The organism is Paenibacillus sp. sgz302148 (assembly GCF_056120465.1).
In genome coordinates, this window is sequence record NZ_JBVYOJ010000007.1 from 223,614 (window position 1) to 238,866 (window position 15,253).

At 53.7% G+C, this 15,253-nt stretch carries 17 protein-coding genes and 1 riboswitch; of the genes, 16 read left to right on the top strand and 1 reads right to left on the bottom strand.

Annotated features, from left to right (window positions below):
* The first annotated feature begins 5 nt into the window (after nt 1–5).
* The 3 genes from deoB to AC0LWM_RS12625 all read left to right on the top strand — a co-directional run bounded on the left by deoB (nt 6) and on the right by AC0LWM_RS12625 (nt 2,479).
* Nucleotides 6–1,184, top strand: a complete 1,179-nt coding sequence (deoB, locus tag AC0LWM_RS12615; RefSeq protein WP_474675295.1) for a phosphopentomutase — start codon at nt 6–8, stop codon at nt 1,182–1,184.
* Between the two features lie 20 nt (nt 1,185–1,204).
* A complete protein-coding gene (locus AC0LWM_RS12620; protein ID WP_474675296.1) occupies nt 1,205–2,029 on the top strand; it encodes a purine-nucleoside phosphorylase in 825 nt (274 codons plus the stop codon).
* 198 nt (nt 2,030–2,227) lie between these two features.
* Nucleotides 2,228–2,479: an aspartyl-phosphate phosphatase Spo0E family protein gene (locus tag AC0LWM_RS12625; protein ID WP_474675297.1), complete on the top strand. Its 252-nt coding sequence runs from the start codon at nt 2,228–2,230 to the stop codon at nt 2,477–2,479.
* On the opposite strand, the gene AC0LWM_RS12630 is transcribed toward AC0LWM_RS12625, so the two are convergent.
* Nucleotides 2,476–2,652 carry a hypothetical protein gene (locus tag AC0LWM_RS12630; protein WP_474675298.1) on the bottom strand — a complete coding sequence of 59 codons (177 nt, stop codon included), beginning with the start codon at nt 2,650–2,652 and terminating at the stop codon, nt 2,476–2,478. The two genes, AC0LWM_RS12625 and AC0LWM_RS12630, sit on opposite strands and share 4 nt — an antisense overlap.
* A 234-nt stretch (nt 2,653–2,886) precedes the next feature.
* Between AC0LWM_RS12630 and AC0LWM_RS12635 the strand changes: the two genes are divergently transcribed.
* The 13 genes from AC0LWM_RS12635 (at nt 2,887) to AC0LWM_RS12695 (ending at nt 15,248) form a co-directional block, all read left to right on the top strand.
* Entirely contained in the window at nt 2,887–4,062 is a 1,176-nt protein-coding gene (locus AC0LWM_RS12635) for a D-alanyl-D-alanine carboxypeptidase family protein (RefSeq protein ID WP_474675299.1), read from the top strand.
* Between the two features lie 135 nt (nt 4,063–4,197).
* Nucleotides 4,198–4,551 carry an anti-sigma F factor antagonist gene (gene spoIIAA, locus AC0LWM_RS12640; RefSeq protein WP_474675300.1) on the top strand — a complete coding sequence of 118 codons (354 nt, stop codon included), beginning with the start codon at nt 4,198–4,200 and terminating at the stop codon, nt 4,549–4,551.
* Nucleotides 4,548–4,994 carry an anti-sigma F factor gene (gene spoIIAB, locus AC0LWM_RS12645; protein ID WP_474675301.1) on the top strand — a complete coding sequence of 149 codons (447 nt, stop codon included), beginning with the start codon at nt 4,548–4,550 and terminating at the stop codon, nt 4,992–4,994. The genes spoIIAA and spoIIAB overlap by 4 nt, the downstream gene beginning before the upstream one ends.
* Before the next feature lie 11 nt (nt 4,995–5,005).
* Nucleotides 5,006–5,761: an RNA polymerase sporulation sigma factor SigF gene (gene sigF, locus AC0LWM_RS12650; RefSeq protein WP_474675302.1), complete on the top strand. Its 756-nt coding sequence runs from the start codon at nt 5,006–5,008 to the stop codon at nt 5,759–5,761.
* Between the two features lie 112 nt (nt 5,762–5,873).
* Nucleotides 5,874–6,569 carry a stage V sporulation protein AA gene (locus AC0LWM_RS12655; RefSeq protein WP_474675303.1) on the top strand — a complete coding sequence of 232 codons (696 nt, stop codon included), beginning with the start codon at nt 5,874–5,876 and terminating at the stop codon, nt 6,567–6,569.
* Nucleotides 6,566–6,994: a stage V sporulation protein AB gene (locus tag AC0LWM_RS12660; RefSeq protein WP_474675304.1), complete on the top strand. Its 429-nt coding sequence runs from the start codon at nt 6,566–6,568 to the stop codon at nt 6,992–6,994. The genes AC0LWM_RS12655 and AC0LWM_RS12660 overlap by 4 nt, the downstream gene beginning before the upstream one ends.
* Before the next feature lie 64 nt (nt 6,995–7,058).
* Nucleotides 7,059–8,714 (top strand): spore germination protein, encoded by a 1,656-nt coding sequence (locus AC0LWM_RS12665; RefSeq protein ID WP_474675410.1) that lies wholly within the window; start codon nt 7,059–7,061, stop codon nt 8,712–8,714.
* A gap of 322 nt (nt 8,715–9,036) precedes the next feature.
* A complete protein-coding gene (gene lysA, locus AC0LWM_RS12670) occupies nt 9,037–10,368 on the top strand; it encodes a diaminopimelate decarboxylase (RefSeq protein WP_474675305.1) in 1,332 nt (443 codons plus the stop codon).
* Nucleotides 10,369–10,462: 94 nt separating this feature from the next.
* Nucleotides 10,463–11,008: an NUDIX hydrolase gene (locus AC0LWM_RS12675; RefSeq protein ID WP_474675306.1), complete on the top strand. Its 546-nt coding sequence runs from the start codon at nt 10,463–10,465 to the stop codon at nt 11,006–11,008.
* Nucleotides 11,009–11,068: 60 nt separating this feature from the next.
* Nucleotides 11,069–11,500 (top strand): peptidylprolyl isomerase, encoded by a 432-nt coding sequence (locus AC0LWM_RS12680; protein WP_474675307.1) that lies wholly within the window; start codon nt 11,069–11,071, stop codon nt 11,498–11,500.
* A 148-nt stretch (nt 11,501–11,648) separates the two neighbouring features.
* Nucleotides 11,649–11,822: riboswitch (FMN riboswitch) on the top strand.
* 376 nt (nt 11,823–12,198) lie between these two features.
* A complete protein-coding gene (gene ribD, locus AC0LWM_RS12685; protein ID WP_474675411.1) occupies nt 12,199–13,302 on the top strand; it encodes a bifunctional diaminohydroxyphosphoribosylaminopyrimidine deaminase/5-amino-6-(5-phosphoribosylamino)uracil reductase RibD in 1,104 nt (367 codons plus the stop codon).
* 26 nt (nt 13,303–13,328) lie between these two features.
* Nucleotides 13,329–14,012 carry a riboflavin synthase gene (locus AC0LWM_RS12690; RefSeq protein ID WP_474675308.1) on the top strand — a complete coding sequence of 228 codons (684 nt, stop codon included), beginning with the start codon at nt 13,329–13,331 and terminating at the stop codon, nt 14,010–14,012.
* A 21-nt stretch (nt 14,013–14,033) separates the two neighbouring features.
* Nucleotides 14,034–15,248, top strand: coding sequence for a bifunctional 3,4-dihydroxy-2-butanone-4-phosphate synthase/GTP cyclohydrolase II (locus AC0LWM_RS12695; RefSeq protein WP_474675309.1), 1,215 nt, complete (start codon nt 14,034–14,036; stop codon nt 15,246–15,248).
* The last annotated feature ends 5 nt before the right edge of the window (nt 15,249–15,253 follow it).

Consider the following 15,253-nt stretch of genomic DNA (forward strand, 5'->3'; position numbering starts at 1 on the left):
CCGGAGTGCCATTTGATCGCATATGTTTAATCGTGCTGGATAGCGTCGGGATCGGCGAACTGCCGGATGCTGCGCGGTTCGGCGATGTCGGCGCGCACACGCTGGGAGCGATTTGCCGCCAAGTTCCGGATATCCGCTTGCCGAATTTGGAGCGGCTCGGGCTCGGAAATATCGCAGATTTGGATCGCATTGATGCTGCGGAGCGGCCCTTGGCCTATTACGGCAAGATGGCGGAGGTATCTGTCGGCAAAGATACGATGACCGGGCATTGGGAGCTGATGGGGCTCCAAATCGAGACGCCGTTCCATACGTATCCGGAAGGGTTTCCGCCAGCCTTGATCGAACGGTTCGAACGCGAAACCGGGCGCCCCGTCATCGGCAACAAGCCGGCATCGGGTACCGAAATTATCGAGGAATTCGGCGAGGAGCAAATGCGGACCGGCGCCTGGATCGTCTACACGTCGGTGGACAGCGTATTTCAATTGGCTGCTCACGAGGAGATCATCCCGCTGGACGAGTTGTACCGGGCATGCGAAATTGCGCGCAAGCTGACGCTGGAGCCTGAATTTACGGTTGGCCGCGTCATCGCCAGGCCTTACGTCGGGAAGCCCGGGGCTTTCACACGCACGCCCAACCGCCACGATTACGCGTTGAAGCCTCCGAAGCCGACCGTGATGAACCGGGTGAAGGAAGCGGGGCTTGATTGCATTGCCATAGGCAAAATCAACGATATCTATTCCGGCGAAGGGGTTACGCGAGCGCTGCCGACCAAGAGCAACGAGGAAGGCATTCGCCGGACGATCGATGGCATGAAGGAATCGTTCCGCGGATTGTTATTTACGAATCTGGTCGATTTCGACTCATTGTACGGCCATCGCCGGGATCCCGTCGGTTATGCGCGGGCGCTCGAGGCGTTTGATTTGGCGCTGCCGGAGCTGATGGAGCAGATCGGCGGCCGCGACCTTCTCGTCATTACCGCGGACCACGGAAACGATCCGACGCATGCGGGCACCGACCATACGCGCGAATATGTGCCGCTGCTCGTCTGGAGCCCATCGCTTCGCGGAGGTGCAACGCTCGGGGTAAGGCGTACGTTCGCCGATGTAGGCGCCACGATTGCGAATAATTTCAACCTGGAGCCGCCCGCGATCGGAACGAGCTTTTTAAATGAACTTCATTCATGAGGAATTAAGGAGAGCGACGTATGACAACAACGGTTCAATATATTCAAGAAGCGGCGGCGTACATTCAAGCGCAGTCGCAAGTCAAACCGCGGATCGGGCTTATTCTGGGCTCGGGATTAGGCATTATTGCGGACTCGATCGACAATGCCGTGACCATCCATTACGGGGATATCCCCCATTTTCCCGTATCCACCGTGGAGGGACATGCAGGGGAACTGCTGCTCGGCGATATTGCCGGAATCCCCGTCGTGCTGATGAAGGGCAGATTTCATGCATATGAGGGGTATGACGTCGATGTCGTGACGTTCCCCGTCAGGGTCATGAAGGAGCTGGGCGTCCGAACGCTGCTCGTGACGAACGCTGCGGGCGGTATCAACACGTCCTATGCTCCGGGCGATTTGATGCTGATCAGCGACCATATCAATTTGACGGCCCGCAACCCTCTGATCGGGCCTAACGACAGCACGCTCGGCCCGCGTTTTCAGGATATGTCCGAGGCTTACAGCCGCAGGCTGCGCGCCGTGGCGAAACGAGTAGCTGCGGACAAAGCGGTACCTCTGCAGGAAGGCGTTTACGTTGGCTTGCTGGGCCCGACGTACGAAACGCCGGCCGAAATCCGCATGCTGCGCGTATTGGGCGCGGACGCCGTCGGCATGTCCACCGTGTCGGAGGTCATCGTTGCGCGGCATGCCGGCATCGAGGTACTGGGCATTTCTTGCATCAGCAATATGGCGTCGGGCATTTTGGATCAACCGTTGTCCCACGACGAGGTTATCGAAACGACGGAACGGGTCAAAGGAAAGTTCGTTTCACTGGTGCTCGCCCTTATTCCTGAGCTGGCCTAAGCCAATAAGATCGAATCCAAAAGCTGATGTCTCGCAATCGAGGCATCAGCTTTTTTTGATAGCATAAAGCTATGATTTTGTCTCGTAAGCGGTATCAAAAATGTCATAGAATTGTAATAATAGTTCGACTAGAAGTGACAAAATTTACGAGGGCGTCGTCGTATAATGACCATGAAGTGATGTGCAGAAGGCTGCAGAATGGAGTTTTATGGAGAAATGGACAGTAAACTGGATGATATGATCGAAATGCTGCGTAAACAAATGGCTCGGTTGGCGTCAGAAAGAAACAGCTTTGTCGATGAGGAAGTGATAGCGTTGAGCCAAAGGCTTGATGTTTTTATAAACTTTTCGCAAATCGAAAAAGTCAAGATGAGCTATGGACAAAAAAAGAGCAGACTCAAACGCGTCGAACGCAAAGTCAGCTCTCTCGAAGCGGTGCAGGTTCGCTAAGCTCGGACTCCGGTCCGTTCCAGCGCATGATCCCAGCTCGGATAATAGTATAATGCGCTTTGCATCAACTCGGGGTGTGATTTTTTCACACTCTTTTTGTTTAGCGATTCGCCGCGATCATGCATCGATTTGATCCGGACGATCACATCGTCGGCCGTCATTCGTGTATCCACCTGGATCCACTCCTTTCCATTTGCCTATCATCATGTTAGCCTACCGAAACCCAAAGTATACGTATTTGAATAGAAAGGCTGGAGAAGAGAGAGTTAGCGTCTCATTTCTCCAGCCTTTATCTTTTTACTTTCATGCCACGTTTTTGGCTGTGAATGGAATATTTTTCGGAAAATGCGTAAACAATGAATACAAGGTCAACAGGATGATTATGCCATTTGTAGGAGGAGAATTTCTTGAAACGAATTGCCGCCCCTCTCATAGCTGCTTGTGTAAGCGCGTTGATGCTGCTGCCTTCCGCGGCGCTCGCGAAGGAAGCGCCGACCCAGACGATTGACTTGGCGCCGAACGCCAAATCCGCCATTTTGACGGATGCCGACACGGGCACGGTTATATTTGAAAAAAACAGCCACGATAAACTGCCTCCGGCAAGCATTACGAAAGTGATGACCATGCTGCTCGTCATGGAAGCGATCGACGAGGGCAAAATCAAAATGAAAGACAAAGTGCAAACAAGCGAATACGCGGCATCCATGGGGGGCTCGCAAATTTTTCTGGAGCCCGGGGAAGAAATGACCGTGGAGGATATGCTAAAAGGCATTGCCCTGGCTTCGGGCAACGACGCTTCCGTAGCGCTCGCGGAGAAGCTGGCCGGGTCCGAGGAAGCTTTCGTGCAAATGATGAATGAAAAAGCGAAGCAGCTTGGCATGAACGATACGCATTTTATGAATTGCAACGGTCTTCCGGTCAAAGATCATTATACGTCGGCCCACGACATCGCGATCATGTCCCGCGAACTGCTCCGACATGAGGAAATTACGAAGTTCACCAGCTTGTACCAGGACTATTTGCGCAAGGATACGCAAAAGCCGTTCTGGCTTGTCAACACGAATAAGCTTGTCCGGTTTTATTCCGGAGCGGACGGGTTAAAGACGGGCTTTACGGCCGAAGCGAGGTTTTGCTTGTCGGCGACCGCCAAACGCGATCAATTGCGGGTTGTAGCCGTCGTTCTCGGTGAACCGAATACGAAAACCCGCAATGCGGAAGTGTCCAAAATGTTTGATTTTGCGTTCGCGCAATATACGAACTATCCGATCTTCAAGAAGGGCGACGAGATCGGGAAGGTGAAGGTCAGCAAAGGCGTCACGCCGGTCATGCCGATTGCGGCTGCGAGGCAATACAGTGTGCTGCTCAAGAAAGGCGACGCGGGCAAAGGGCTCCGTCACGAAATGCAATTGAACGGAGAGTTGAAGGCTCCCGTCAAGATCGGCCAGCCGATCGGCAAGCTGGTCGTTTACAAGGACGATCGGGTGCTCAAGGAATTTACGATCGAAGCGACGGTCGACGTTCCGAAGGCCGGATGGTGGACGATGCTCAAACGAACGGCCGCACGATTGTTTTTTGTCGATTAAACAACTCCAAGACGCCGCTGCATTTATCGAATTTTCGCCGAATGTAGCGGCTTTCTTCTAGTTTTGTCGGCAGGCAGGAATTGGTTTTCCGGGCGTAGAAATGAATGTTCATGATCGGGAGGAGAGTGAGCATAAATGAGTTTGCAGGTTGAGCTAGAGCATCATCGCAAAATATTGATCGTCCGTCTGATCGGCGAGCTGGATCACCATACGGCCGAAGCCGTCCGCACGAAGATGGAGGAAGCGATCAATCGGGGACAGAGCAACCATATCGTCCTAAGCTTGAAGCATTTGACGTTTATGGACAGTTCGGGGCTTGGGGTCATACTGGGCCGGTACAAGCAGATTACGGGCAAGGGCGGCAAAATGGTCGTATGCGATGTGAATTCGTCCGTCTATCGATTGTTCGAGCTATCGGGATTGTTCAAAATCTTAGCGATACACGACAATGAAAGATCGGCACTTTCCAGTTTGGAGGTCGTATCATGAGCGGAACGAATTTTATGACATTGCAATTTGCCAGCCTGTCGGCGAACGAATCGTTTGCCCGCGTATCCGTCGCGGCGTTCGTATCTCAGCTTGATCCGACGCTGGACGAGCTGACGGACATGAAAACCGTCGTTTCCGAAGCGGTGACGAATGCGATCATCCACGGTTACGATAATCGTCCGGACGGCGTAATCACGATCAAGGCATCGATCGAGGATGATACCGTCACCATTACGGTTGAAGACGAAGGGAACGGGATCGAGGATATCGAGCTCGCCCGCCAGCCGTTATTCACCTCCAAGCCGGAGCTGGAACGTTCGGGCATGGGCTTTACGATCATGGAAAACTTCATGGATGCGATCGAAGTCGTATCCCGGCAAGGAATCGGAACGCGCGTTACGATGCGCAAGCGCATCGAATCTATGAAAGCTTTATACAATTAGGGGTTGGGCCTATGGAAGTCGATTTGAAGCAAGCTTCTCACAGCTATCTTGACGATGCGGAAGTTAAAAGATTGATTGCGTTAAGCCAATCGGGCGATTCTGTCGCGCGCGATACGCTCGTTGGCTGCAACATTCGGCTTGTCTGGTCCGTCGTCCAGCGGTTCATGAACCGGGGATACGAGCCCGATGATTTGTTTCAGATCGGTTGTATCGGCTTGCTGAAGTCGGTCGACAAGTTCGATCTTTCGTATGACGTGAAATTTTCGACGTATGCAGTGCCGATGATCATCGGCGAAATTCAACGTTTTCTGAGAGATGACGGCACGCTGAAGGTGAGCCGTTCGCTTAAAGAGATGGCGAATAAAGTGCGGAAGACGAAGGATGAGCTGTCCAAGCGTCTTGGACGGCTGCCGACGGTGAAGGAAGTGGCCGAGGAGCTGGGCATTACGCCGGAGGATGTCGTATTCGCCCAAGAGGCGAACAAACCGCCGACGTCGATCCACGAAACCGTATTCGAGAACGATGGAGACCCGATCACATTAATGGATCAAATATCCGACGACTCGCAGGAACGGTGGTTCGATAAGCTCGCTTTGACCGAGGCGATCGAAACGTTGTCCGAAAGGGAGAGACTGATCGTATATTTGCGGTACTTCCGCGATCAGACCCAGTCCGAAGTTGCCAGCAGGCTCGGCATATCCCAGGTACAGGTTTCCCGTCTCGAGAAAAAAATATTGCAATCCATTAAAGCGCAGATCGCCCAGTGATCTGGGCTTTTTGTTTGCTTGGAAGCAGGGCAGCCGAGTTATTCCATTTGTTGCAAGGACTAATCGATTTTCCTCGTCACATACTAACAAAAATGATCGATGAGGTGATTGGATGAAGACGGACCAGACGCCCATCTTATATATTCGCCTGCGCAAACGGATCCGGCTGCCCAAAGGAAAGCCGATTCTGCTCGGCCAAATCGCCCAGCTCCTCGCAGAGCCTGAGATCGAGCAGCGGCTCAAAGAGATTGAACTGTATCGGCCGCGGGAGACGGACGGGGATCTCATCCTCGTCGACATGATGCTGATCGTCCAGCGAGTGAAGGACTTTTATCCGCACATGACGATCGAGCTGTTCGGCGAACCGCATGTTCTCGTCGAAGTATACAAGAAGGAACGGAAGACGAATGCGTTGTATGTCGGCATCGTCTGGCTCCTGTTATTTTTCGGCGCCGGGCTGGCCATCATGAACTTCCACGTCGACGTTAGCATGATGGAGGTGCACCAGCGCATCGCGGAACTTGTCACGGGCAAAAAGGTCGAGCATCCGTTATGGCTGCAGATTCCCTATTCGTTCGGGATTGGCCTCGGCATGGTTATTTTCTTCAACCATATCTTCAAGAAGAAGTTCAGCGAGGAGCCGACGCCGTTGGAGGTCGAAATGTTCATGTACCAGGAGCACCTGAATCATTATGTCATCACGGAGGAATACCGCAAGCTTCACGACAACAGGGGCGGGATCATCAGCGGGGACACCGGGACCGAAGGGTCGGCGGCAGCAAGCGTCAAAAGCGGTGACGAGCAATGAAAGAGCTCGCTGCCAACGCCTTTCTCGCTTTTTTCGGGTTGGCGGGAGGAATCGCCGTCGGAAGCGGAATGGTCGCCTTTCTCGTCGTGTTGGACATCATTCCGAGGCTTGCGCAGATTACTCGGTCCTTCGATCAGGTATTGCGGTTCGAAAGCGCGGTCGTCATCGGTTCGGTGTTTTGGACATTTGCCGATTTTTTCACATGGAGCGTCCCGTTATGGCCGGCAGTGACTTCATTCGTAGGCTTGTTTGACGGCATCTTTGTCGGCATGCTGGCGGCTGCGCTAACCGAAGTGCTTAACGTGTTTCCGATATTGGCCAAACGGCTGAAGCTGAACGGAATGCTGGTCTGGTTGCTCATGGCCATGGTGCTGGGCAAGGTTTGCGGTTCTTTGTTTGATTGGCTCGTCTTCCAAATGCGTTGAAAACGAACATGATTATAGACAGGAGAGATCGCGTTTGCCTTCCAAAACAATAGATCCACCCGAAATGGAAAATCAGCATGCCGATACCGATGCGATGATGGCGTCAGGCATCAGCGATCCGGGGCAAGAGCAGGATCACGCGGATAAAAAAACGGATGATAAAGGCAGGGCAACGTCTGCGGTTGAAGCGTATGATGCCGCGGCAGCGGCCAAGATTGCAAGTCCGCATGAAACGTTAAGCGACGAAGAACTGTTTTGGAAAAATAATGATAAAATATACCCCGAATTGGAGAACGTCAAACGGACTTTGGAAGAGCAAGTCGGCCTGAACGAAAGCTTTGACGTCCTATTCCGGGAAATGATATTCGGCGGGACGCCAACAGGGATTTTCTACATCAACGGTTTTGCGAAGGACGTCGTGATCGTGGAATTGCTGAAGCGGCTGACGTATTTGACGAAAGATGATATTTCGGCCGACGCGCTCAAGAGCTTCTTCGATCATTACGTGCCTCATATCCAAGTCGAGATCGTGTCGAAGATGCATGTGGCCGTTGATAAAGTACTTGCCGGGGCGAGCGCCTTTTTCATCGAAGGGGAGACAAAGGCGCTTGTGGTCGATGCCAAGACGTTCCCGGCGCGAAATCCGGAGGAGCCGTCGCTCGAGCGGGTCGTGCGCGGCGCCCGCGACGGTTTTGTCGAAACGCTCTTAACGAACGTCACGCTGGTTAGGCGGCGCATCCGCGACCCGAGGCTGAAGCTGGAGGTCATGACGGTCGGCACAAGAACCAAAACCGATGTATGTTTGACGTTTATCGGCGATATTACCGATATGGATCTGGTGGAATCCATCCGTGACAAAATTAAAAAGGTGAAGATCGACGGCATTCCGCTTGCGGATAAGCAGCTGGAGGAAGCAATCATCGGCAAGGGGTGGAATCCGTACCCGCTTGTCCGTTATTCCGAAAGGCCCGATGTTGTCGCCGCGCATTTGCTTGAGGGCCATATCGTGTTATTCGTCGACACGTCGCCGTCCGTCATGATTTTGCCGACGACGTTTTTCCATCTCGTGCAGCACGCCGAAGAAAACAGGCAAACGCCGTTTATGGGCACCTACCTGCGCTGGGTCCGCTTCCTCGGCATCTTCGCTTCCTTATTCTTGCTGCCGCTCTGGTTCCTTCTTGTTTTGGAGCCTGGCCTGAAGCCGGCGGCACTCAGCTTTATCGGGCCTACCAAAACCGGAGACCTGCCGATTTTGATCCAATTTTTGGTCGCAGAGGTCGGCGTTGACCTGATGCGGATGGCGTCCGTTCATACGCCGACTCCGCTGGCGGCGGCAATCGGTTTGATGGCTGCTATTTTGCTTGGAGATATCGCGGTGAAGGCTGGTCTGTTCGTTAACGAGGTCATCTTATATATGGCCGCCGCCGCCATCGGCATGTTCGCAACGCCGAGTTACGAGCTCGGTCTCGCAAACCGGATCGTCAGGCTCGTTCTGCTTGTTGCAGTCGCGTTGTTCAAGGTGCCCGGCCTGATCGTCGGCACGACGCTGCTTATCTTGCTGCTGTCGATTCAACGGTCCTTCAATTCTCCGTATTTATGGCCGTTTATTCCGTTTAACGCCAAAGCGCTGGTGACCCTGCTTATTCGCCGACCGGTGCTGATGATGAAGGAGCGCCCAAGCTTGACCAAAACCGTCGACAATTCGAGGCAGCCGGATTGATCGAAACCTAATTGATGCGTACAGCAGGAACCGAGCGGTTTTCTGCTGTTTTTTGTTGTGAAGAGGTTGCTTGTCGTGGTATGCTGACAAAGGCGTTTTTCAGCTTTGCATAAATTTCCCCTGAAAAAGGTGTCAATCCCGCCATTTGCCACATACGCTAAGGATGCGGTGCGCCGGTGAATATTTCGGTCCGGAAAAGGATCGTTGAACCAATAATGCAAATGAACTGTCAAAAAATCCATTTACGGCACTTCTATTTCCCTTTATAGTTAAGACAGAAGATTTGAAAAACGATGACTACGGAATTGTGGAGGAGAACAATATGTATTTACATGGTACAAGCTCAATTAATGCCCATGGGCATCTGACGATCGGCGGCGTGGACACGTCCGATTTGGCCGCAAAATTCGGCACGCCGCTTTATATTGTCGACGAGGCGCTCGTTCGCCAAAGATGCCGCGAATATGTCGATTCGTTCCGCGCATCCGGGCTGCAGTTCCAGGTTGCGTACGCGAGTAAGGCGTTTTGCGTCATGGCGATGTGCCGCATCGCGGAAGAGGAAGGCATGTCGCTGGACGTCGTTTCCGACGGCGAGCTGTATACGGCGCTGCAAGCCGGTTTCCCGGCTGGCCGGATTCATTTCCACGGCAACAACAAGACCGAAGAAGAAATCAAAATGGCGCTGGATGCGCAAATCGGCTGCTTCGTCGTCGACAACTTTATCGAACTGCACATGTTGAACGAACTGGCTGCGAAGAAGGGCCAGAAGGTCAAAGTACTGCTGCGCATTACGCCGGGCGTTGAAGCGCACACGCACGAATATATTTCGACAGGGCAAACGGATTCCAAGTTCGGCTTCGACCTGGGTAACGGCTCCGCGTTCCTGGCGATTCAGCATGCGCTTGCGCTCGAGAATCTGGAGGTACTTGGCGTTCACTCGCATATCGGCTCGCAGATCTTCGAAGTGGAAGGCTTCCAGATGGCGGTCGAAAGAGTGGCCGGTTTCGCGGCAAAAGTTCGCGATGAGCTCGCGCTCACCTTCAAAGTCGTCAACTTGGGCGGCGGCTTCGGCATCCGTTACGTGGAAGGCGATACGCCGCTGCCGGTTTCTCAATACGTAAAAGCGATCACGGACGCGATCAAAACCTACTTCGGCAATCATAGCTATCCGGTACCGGAAATTTGGGTTGAGCCGGGCCGCAGCATCGTCGGCGATGCCGGTACAACGCTGTACACGGTCGGAACGAGCAAAGAGATTCCGGGCGTACGCAAATATATTGCGGTCGACGGCGGCATGACGGACAATCCGCGCCCGGCGCTGTATGATTCCCGTTATGAGGCGATTCTGGCGAACCGCGCGAACGATGTGAACGAGGAAGTCGTATCCGTAGCGGGCAAATGCTGCGAAAGCGGCGATATGCTGATCTGGGATCTCGAATTGCCGAAAGTAAACACGGGCGACCTGCTTGCCGTTGCCTGCACAGGCGCATATAACTATGCAATGTCGAGCAACTATAACCGGATTCGCAAACCGGCCGTCGTCTTTGTCAAAGACGGGCAAGCGGACGTTGTCGTAAAGCGCGAGTCGCTCGGCAACATTATCGGAAACGACGTTGTGCCTGAACGGATGAAAAAAGAAGCCGTTGCGAAATAATCGCAGCAGCGGCCTTGCATAGGGGCTATGGCAGAGACTCGCGTCTCGCCTAGTCCTTTTTGTGCTATGATGACAGAGGGGTGGGGTAAAGCACGTGATTCAAGATCGAAGCAAGTTAAAATATACGATTTGTTTTATTGTTCACGGGGACAAGCTGCTGCTCTTGAACCGCAAATATTCGCCCAACATGGGGTTGTGGAACGGCGTAGGGGGCAAGCTGGAGCCGGGAGAAACGCCGGTGGACGGCGTCTTGCGGGAAGTGCGCGAAGAAACGGGAATCGTGCTGAACGAAGCGCGTTTTGCCGGCATCGTGACCTGGAGGTCGCTGACGGAAGATTATGGCGGCATGTATGCCTTTGTCGCGAATCTGTCCGATGTTCAGCTTGCCGAGATGGCACGCGGGCCTGTTGATCGAGAGGAAGGGCTGCTCGCCTGGGTCGACCGGGATTGGGCGCTGCATCCCGATAATGCGGGCATCGTGGCGAACATCAAGCAGTTTTTGCCGTCCATGCTGGCAGGGGAAATGCACGAATATCAATGCGTGTACGACGACAATGAAACTTTGCTGGAATTTCGCATGCTGCCGTTAGCGGATGATCTGATGGCTCTTGCAGCCGGTATCGGGGCGGGACGTTTGTGAAATTTGTCCCTTCGTAGTAAACTAAAGGTCGTAATCGAAAATAAGGAGTGTGCTCTAACGATGGCAAAACAAGCAAAAATCAAATTAGAAAACGGCGGGGAAGTTATTCTTGACTTGTTCGACAAAGACGCACCGAACACGGTAGCAAACTTTGAAAAATTGGCGAACGAAGGATTCTACAACGGTCTTGTGTTCCATCGCGTGATTCCGGGTTTTGTCGCCCAAGGCGGATGCCCGACCGGCACAGGTACCGGCGGCCCAGGCTATACGATCAACTGCGAAATCAACCCGAACAAGCACGAGCGCGGAACGCTTGCAATGGCGCATGCAGGCCGCAACACGGGCGGAAGCCAGTTCTACATTTGCTACCAGCCGCAACCGCATCTGGACGGAGCGCATACCGTATTCGGCAAAGTCGTGAAGGGCATGGAGCATGTCGATGCGTTCAAAGGCCGCGACAAAATGGAATCCGTTGAAGTTTACGAAGTGTAAGCTGCGGTACATAAGCCAATAACAACCAAGTAACAGGCAAATAACAAGCTAAGAACAAGCTAAGAACAAGCTAAGAACAAGCTGCAAAAGCGAGGATGAAAATATCCTTGCTTTTTTCATGGCGGAATGTTACTATGCTTTCAACGATGGAATCCTTCAGGGCGGGGCGAAATTCCCCACCGGCGGTGATATGCTGCATACCATGCGAATGGTTGCGGCATTCAGTCCGTGACCCGGTACGAAACGGCGATTGCTGATACGTAACGGTGGACTCGGTGCAACTCCGAGACCGACAGTATAGTCTGGATGGGAGAAGGAAACGCGGAAAGAAGTTTGTGGTCATCGCTTAATCGACCATTCATGTACTTTTTTTCACATAATAGATATGCAAAAAATGTTGCGGGTTTCCGCCGGGCATGCTGCGGTCGAATGATATGTCGACCTTCTCTTTGGCATATGCACGGTACGGTAGCTTGCAGCTCGTCATGAAACATAAACTTATAGGCATTGCCCTGTAAGGAATTATGTTTATTCGGTAACGGACTCGCCTCCTCTGATGGCGCAAGCCGGTTGTCGTTGACGTCCCTTTTTTGCATCGTCTCTTTGGCGTTTTCATGCTGTTTACCCATGGCTTAACCCCTGCGGATGTTGTTCCGAGGGGTTATTTTTGTTTTCGAAAGGCGGTGCAGAAATTGACGATGTTGTTGGATGACGCGTCCTATATGCGGCTTGCTCTGCAAATGGCGGAGCAGGCTTCGGGTCAAACCGGCATCAATCCGGTCGTCGGCTGCGTGATCGTCCGAGACGGGCGCATCGTGGGGCTCGGTACCCATTTGAAGCGCGGCACGGCGCATGCGGAAGTGCATGCGCTGCAGATGGCCGGCGCCGAGGCCGAAGGCAGCACCGCGTATGTGACGCTGGAGCCGTGCAGCCATCACGGCCGAACGCCGCCGTGCAGCGACCGGCTGATCGCCGAGAAAGTGAAGCGTGTCGTTGTCGCTTGTGAGGACCCTAACCCGCAGGTGGCGGGCACGGGAATACGACGACTGCGCGAGCACGGCATCGAGGTCGAGGTGGGCTTGCTGGAACAGGAGGCGATTCGCCTCAACGAGCATTTCAACAAGTTCATTACGACCCGGCTGCCCTTCGTGACGTTGAAGACGGCAAGCACGCTCGACGGGAAAATCGCCTCCAAATCCGGCGACAGCAAATGGATTACGAATCCGGCTTCCCGCGCTTATGTGCACACGTTAAGGCATCGACACCAGGCCATCATGGTCGGGGTGGACACCGTCATAGCCGACGACCCTCAGTTGACGACCCGGCTTGAAGTTCCTGCGTTAAGCCCGATTCGCGTCATAGTGGATTCGACCTTGCGGCTGCCGTTGAAAGCCAAAGTAGTCTCCGACAAGGAAGCGCCAACCATTGTGTTGACAACCGAAGGCGCAGATCCGCAGAAGAAGCGGATGCTTGAGCAGCAAGGGGTCGAGGTTGTCGAATGCGGCGGCGGCGGACGCGTGGACTTGGCCCAAGCGATGCAAAAGCTTGGCGAGCGCGAGATCGGTTCCGTACTTCTCGAAGGGGGCGGAACGCTGAACGGAGCAATGCTGGAAGCGAAGCTGATCGACAAGGTGGAATTATTCTTCGCTCCGAAAATCGTGGGCGGCGGAAGTCTTGCGCCGGATAATTTCAACTTCGGCGGATTCGCGCGAATGAGCGAAGCCATTACGCTCGAGCGTCTGTCCGTTCAGCATTTTGGCGATGATATTTGTATTGCGGGTTATCCCCGCTATGTTGATTAGTTCGCAAAGGAAAGGGGGGTGATCTCGTGTTTACCGGATTGGTTGAAGAAATCGGCACGATGCGCCGAATGACCCGGCAAGGCCAGGCGATGGTGCTTACGATCGGTGCCTCCAAGGTACTGGAAGGCGTTAAGCTGGGCGACAGTATCTCGGTGAACGGTGTTTGTCTGACGGTGATTGCATTCGACGGCTCTTCGATGACGGTGGATGTTATGCCGGAAACTTTCCGCAAGACGACGTTAAGTCACCTTGCGGTAGGGAGCCCGATCAATCTGGAACGGGCGATGCAAGCCGGCGGACGGTTCGGCGGTCATATCGTTCAAGGCCATGTCGACGGCGTTGGCACGATCGTATCCAGAAAACCGGAAGACAATGCGATCGTGTTCCGCATCCGGCCCGAACGTCCCGAACTCATGAAATATGTGATCTCGCATGGATCGATTACGCTGGATGGCATCAGCCTGACAGTCGTTCATGCCGCTGACGATGATTTTACGGTGTCGATCATCCCGCATACGCTCGAGCAGACGATATTGCGGCATAAGCAGCCCGGCGAAGCGGTCAACATCGAATGCGATGTGCTAGGCAAATACATCGAACGGTTGCTTCAATTCGGCATATCGCCTGCAGGCGGCGATTCAGGGGAGGCTTCCGCCGGGCGCAAGACGGGATTAACGGCGAGCTTTCTGGTAGAGAACGGCTTTATGTAATCAGGATAGGAGGGAATCGCAATGGAAGACATTAAGCTCGATTCGATAGAAGAAGCGATTTATGACTTGATCATGGGCAAAGTGATTATTGTCGTCGATGACGAGGATCGGGAAAACGAAGGCGATTTTATCGCGCTGGCCGAAAAAGCGACGCCGGAGGTCATCAATTTCATGATAACCGAAGGCCGCGGTCTCGTGTGCGTGCCCGTCACCGAGGAACGAGCCCATGAATTGGACTTGCCGCCGATGGTGGCGCACAATACCGATTATCACGGGACGGCGTTCACCGTTTCCATCGACCATAACGGAACGACAACGGGCATTTCCGCGCATGAGCGTTCCCAAACGATCAAAGCGATGATCGATCCGAAGACGCGCCCGCAAGAATTCCGCAGGCCGGGACATATTTTTCCGCTGATCGCCAAAAAAGGCGGCGTGCTTCGCAGAGCGGGCCACACGGAAGCGGCCGTTGATCTGGCGCGCATGAGCGGAGCGTATCCGGCCGCCGTCATATGCGAAGTCATTAAAGAAGACGGCACGATGGCCCGTCTGCCGGATCTTGCGGTCATCGCGAGGAAGCATCAGCTGAAGCTGATCTCGATCAAGGACTTGATTCACTATCGCAACGAGAAGGAAAAGCTGGTCAAACGCGAAGTGGAAGTGAAGATGCCAACCGATTTCGGGACGTTCCGCGCGATTGCCTATACGAACGATGTCGATCGCAAGGAGCATGTCGCGCTCGTCAAAGGCAAAATCGACACGTCGAAGCCAACGCTCGTACGCGTCCACTCCGAATGCTTGACGGGCGACGTATTCCATTCGCATCGCTGCGATTGCGGTCCTCAGCTTGCCGCAGCGCTGAAGCAAATCGACGAGAACGGTTCAGGCGTGTTACTCTATATGCGCCAGGAAGGCCGCGGCATCGGGCTGATCAACAAGCTCAAAGCATATGCGCTTCAAGAGCAGGGGCTGGATACCGTTGACGCCAATCTGAAGCTGGGCTTTGGTCCCGATCTTCGGGATTACGGCATCGGCGCACAAATCTTGAAGGACCTCGGCATCCGCCAAATGCGGCTGCTGACCAACAACCCGAGAAAAATCAAAGGCTTGGAAGGCTACGGCCTGGAGGTCGTCGAACGCGTGCCGCTGCAAATGATGGAGAACGAAGACAACACCCGCTATTTGCATACGAAGAAAGCGAAGCTTGGCCATTTGCTCAATTTTGACGATAACTAATACGA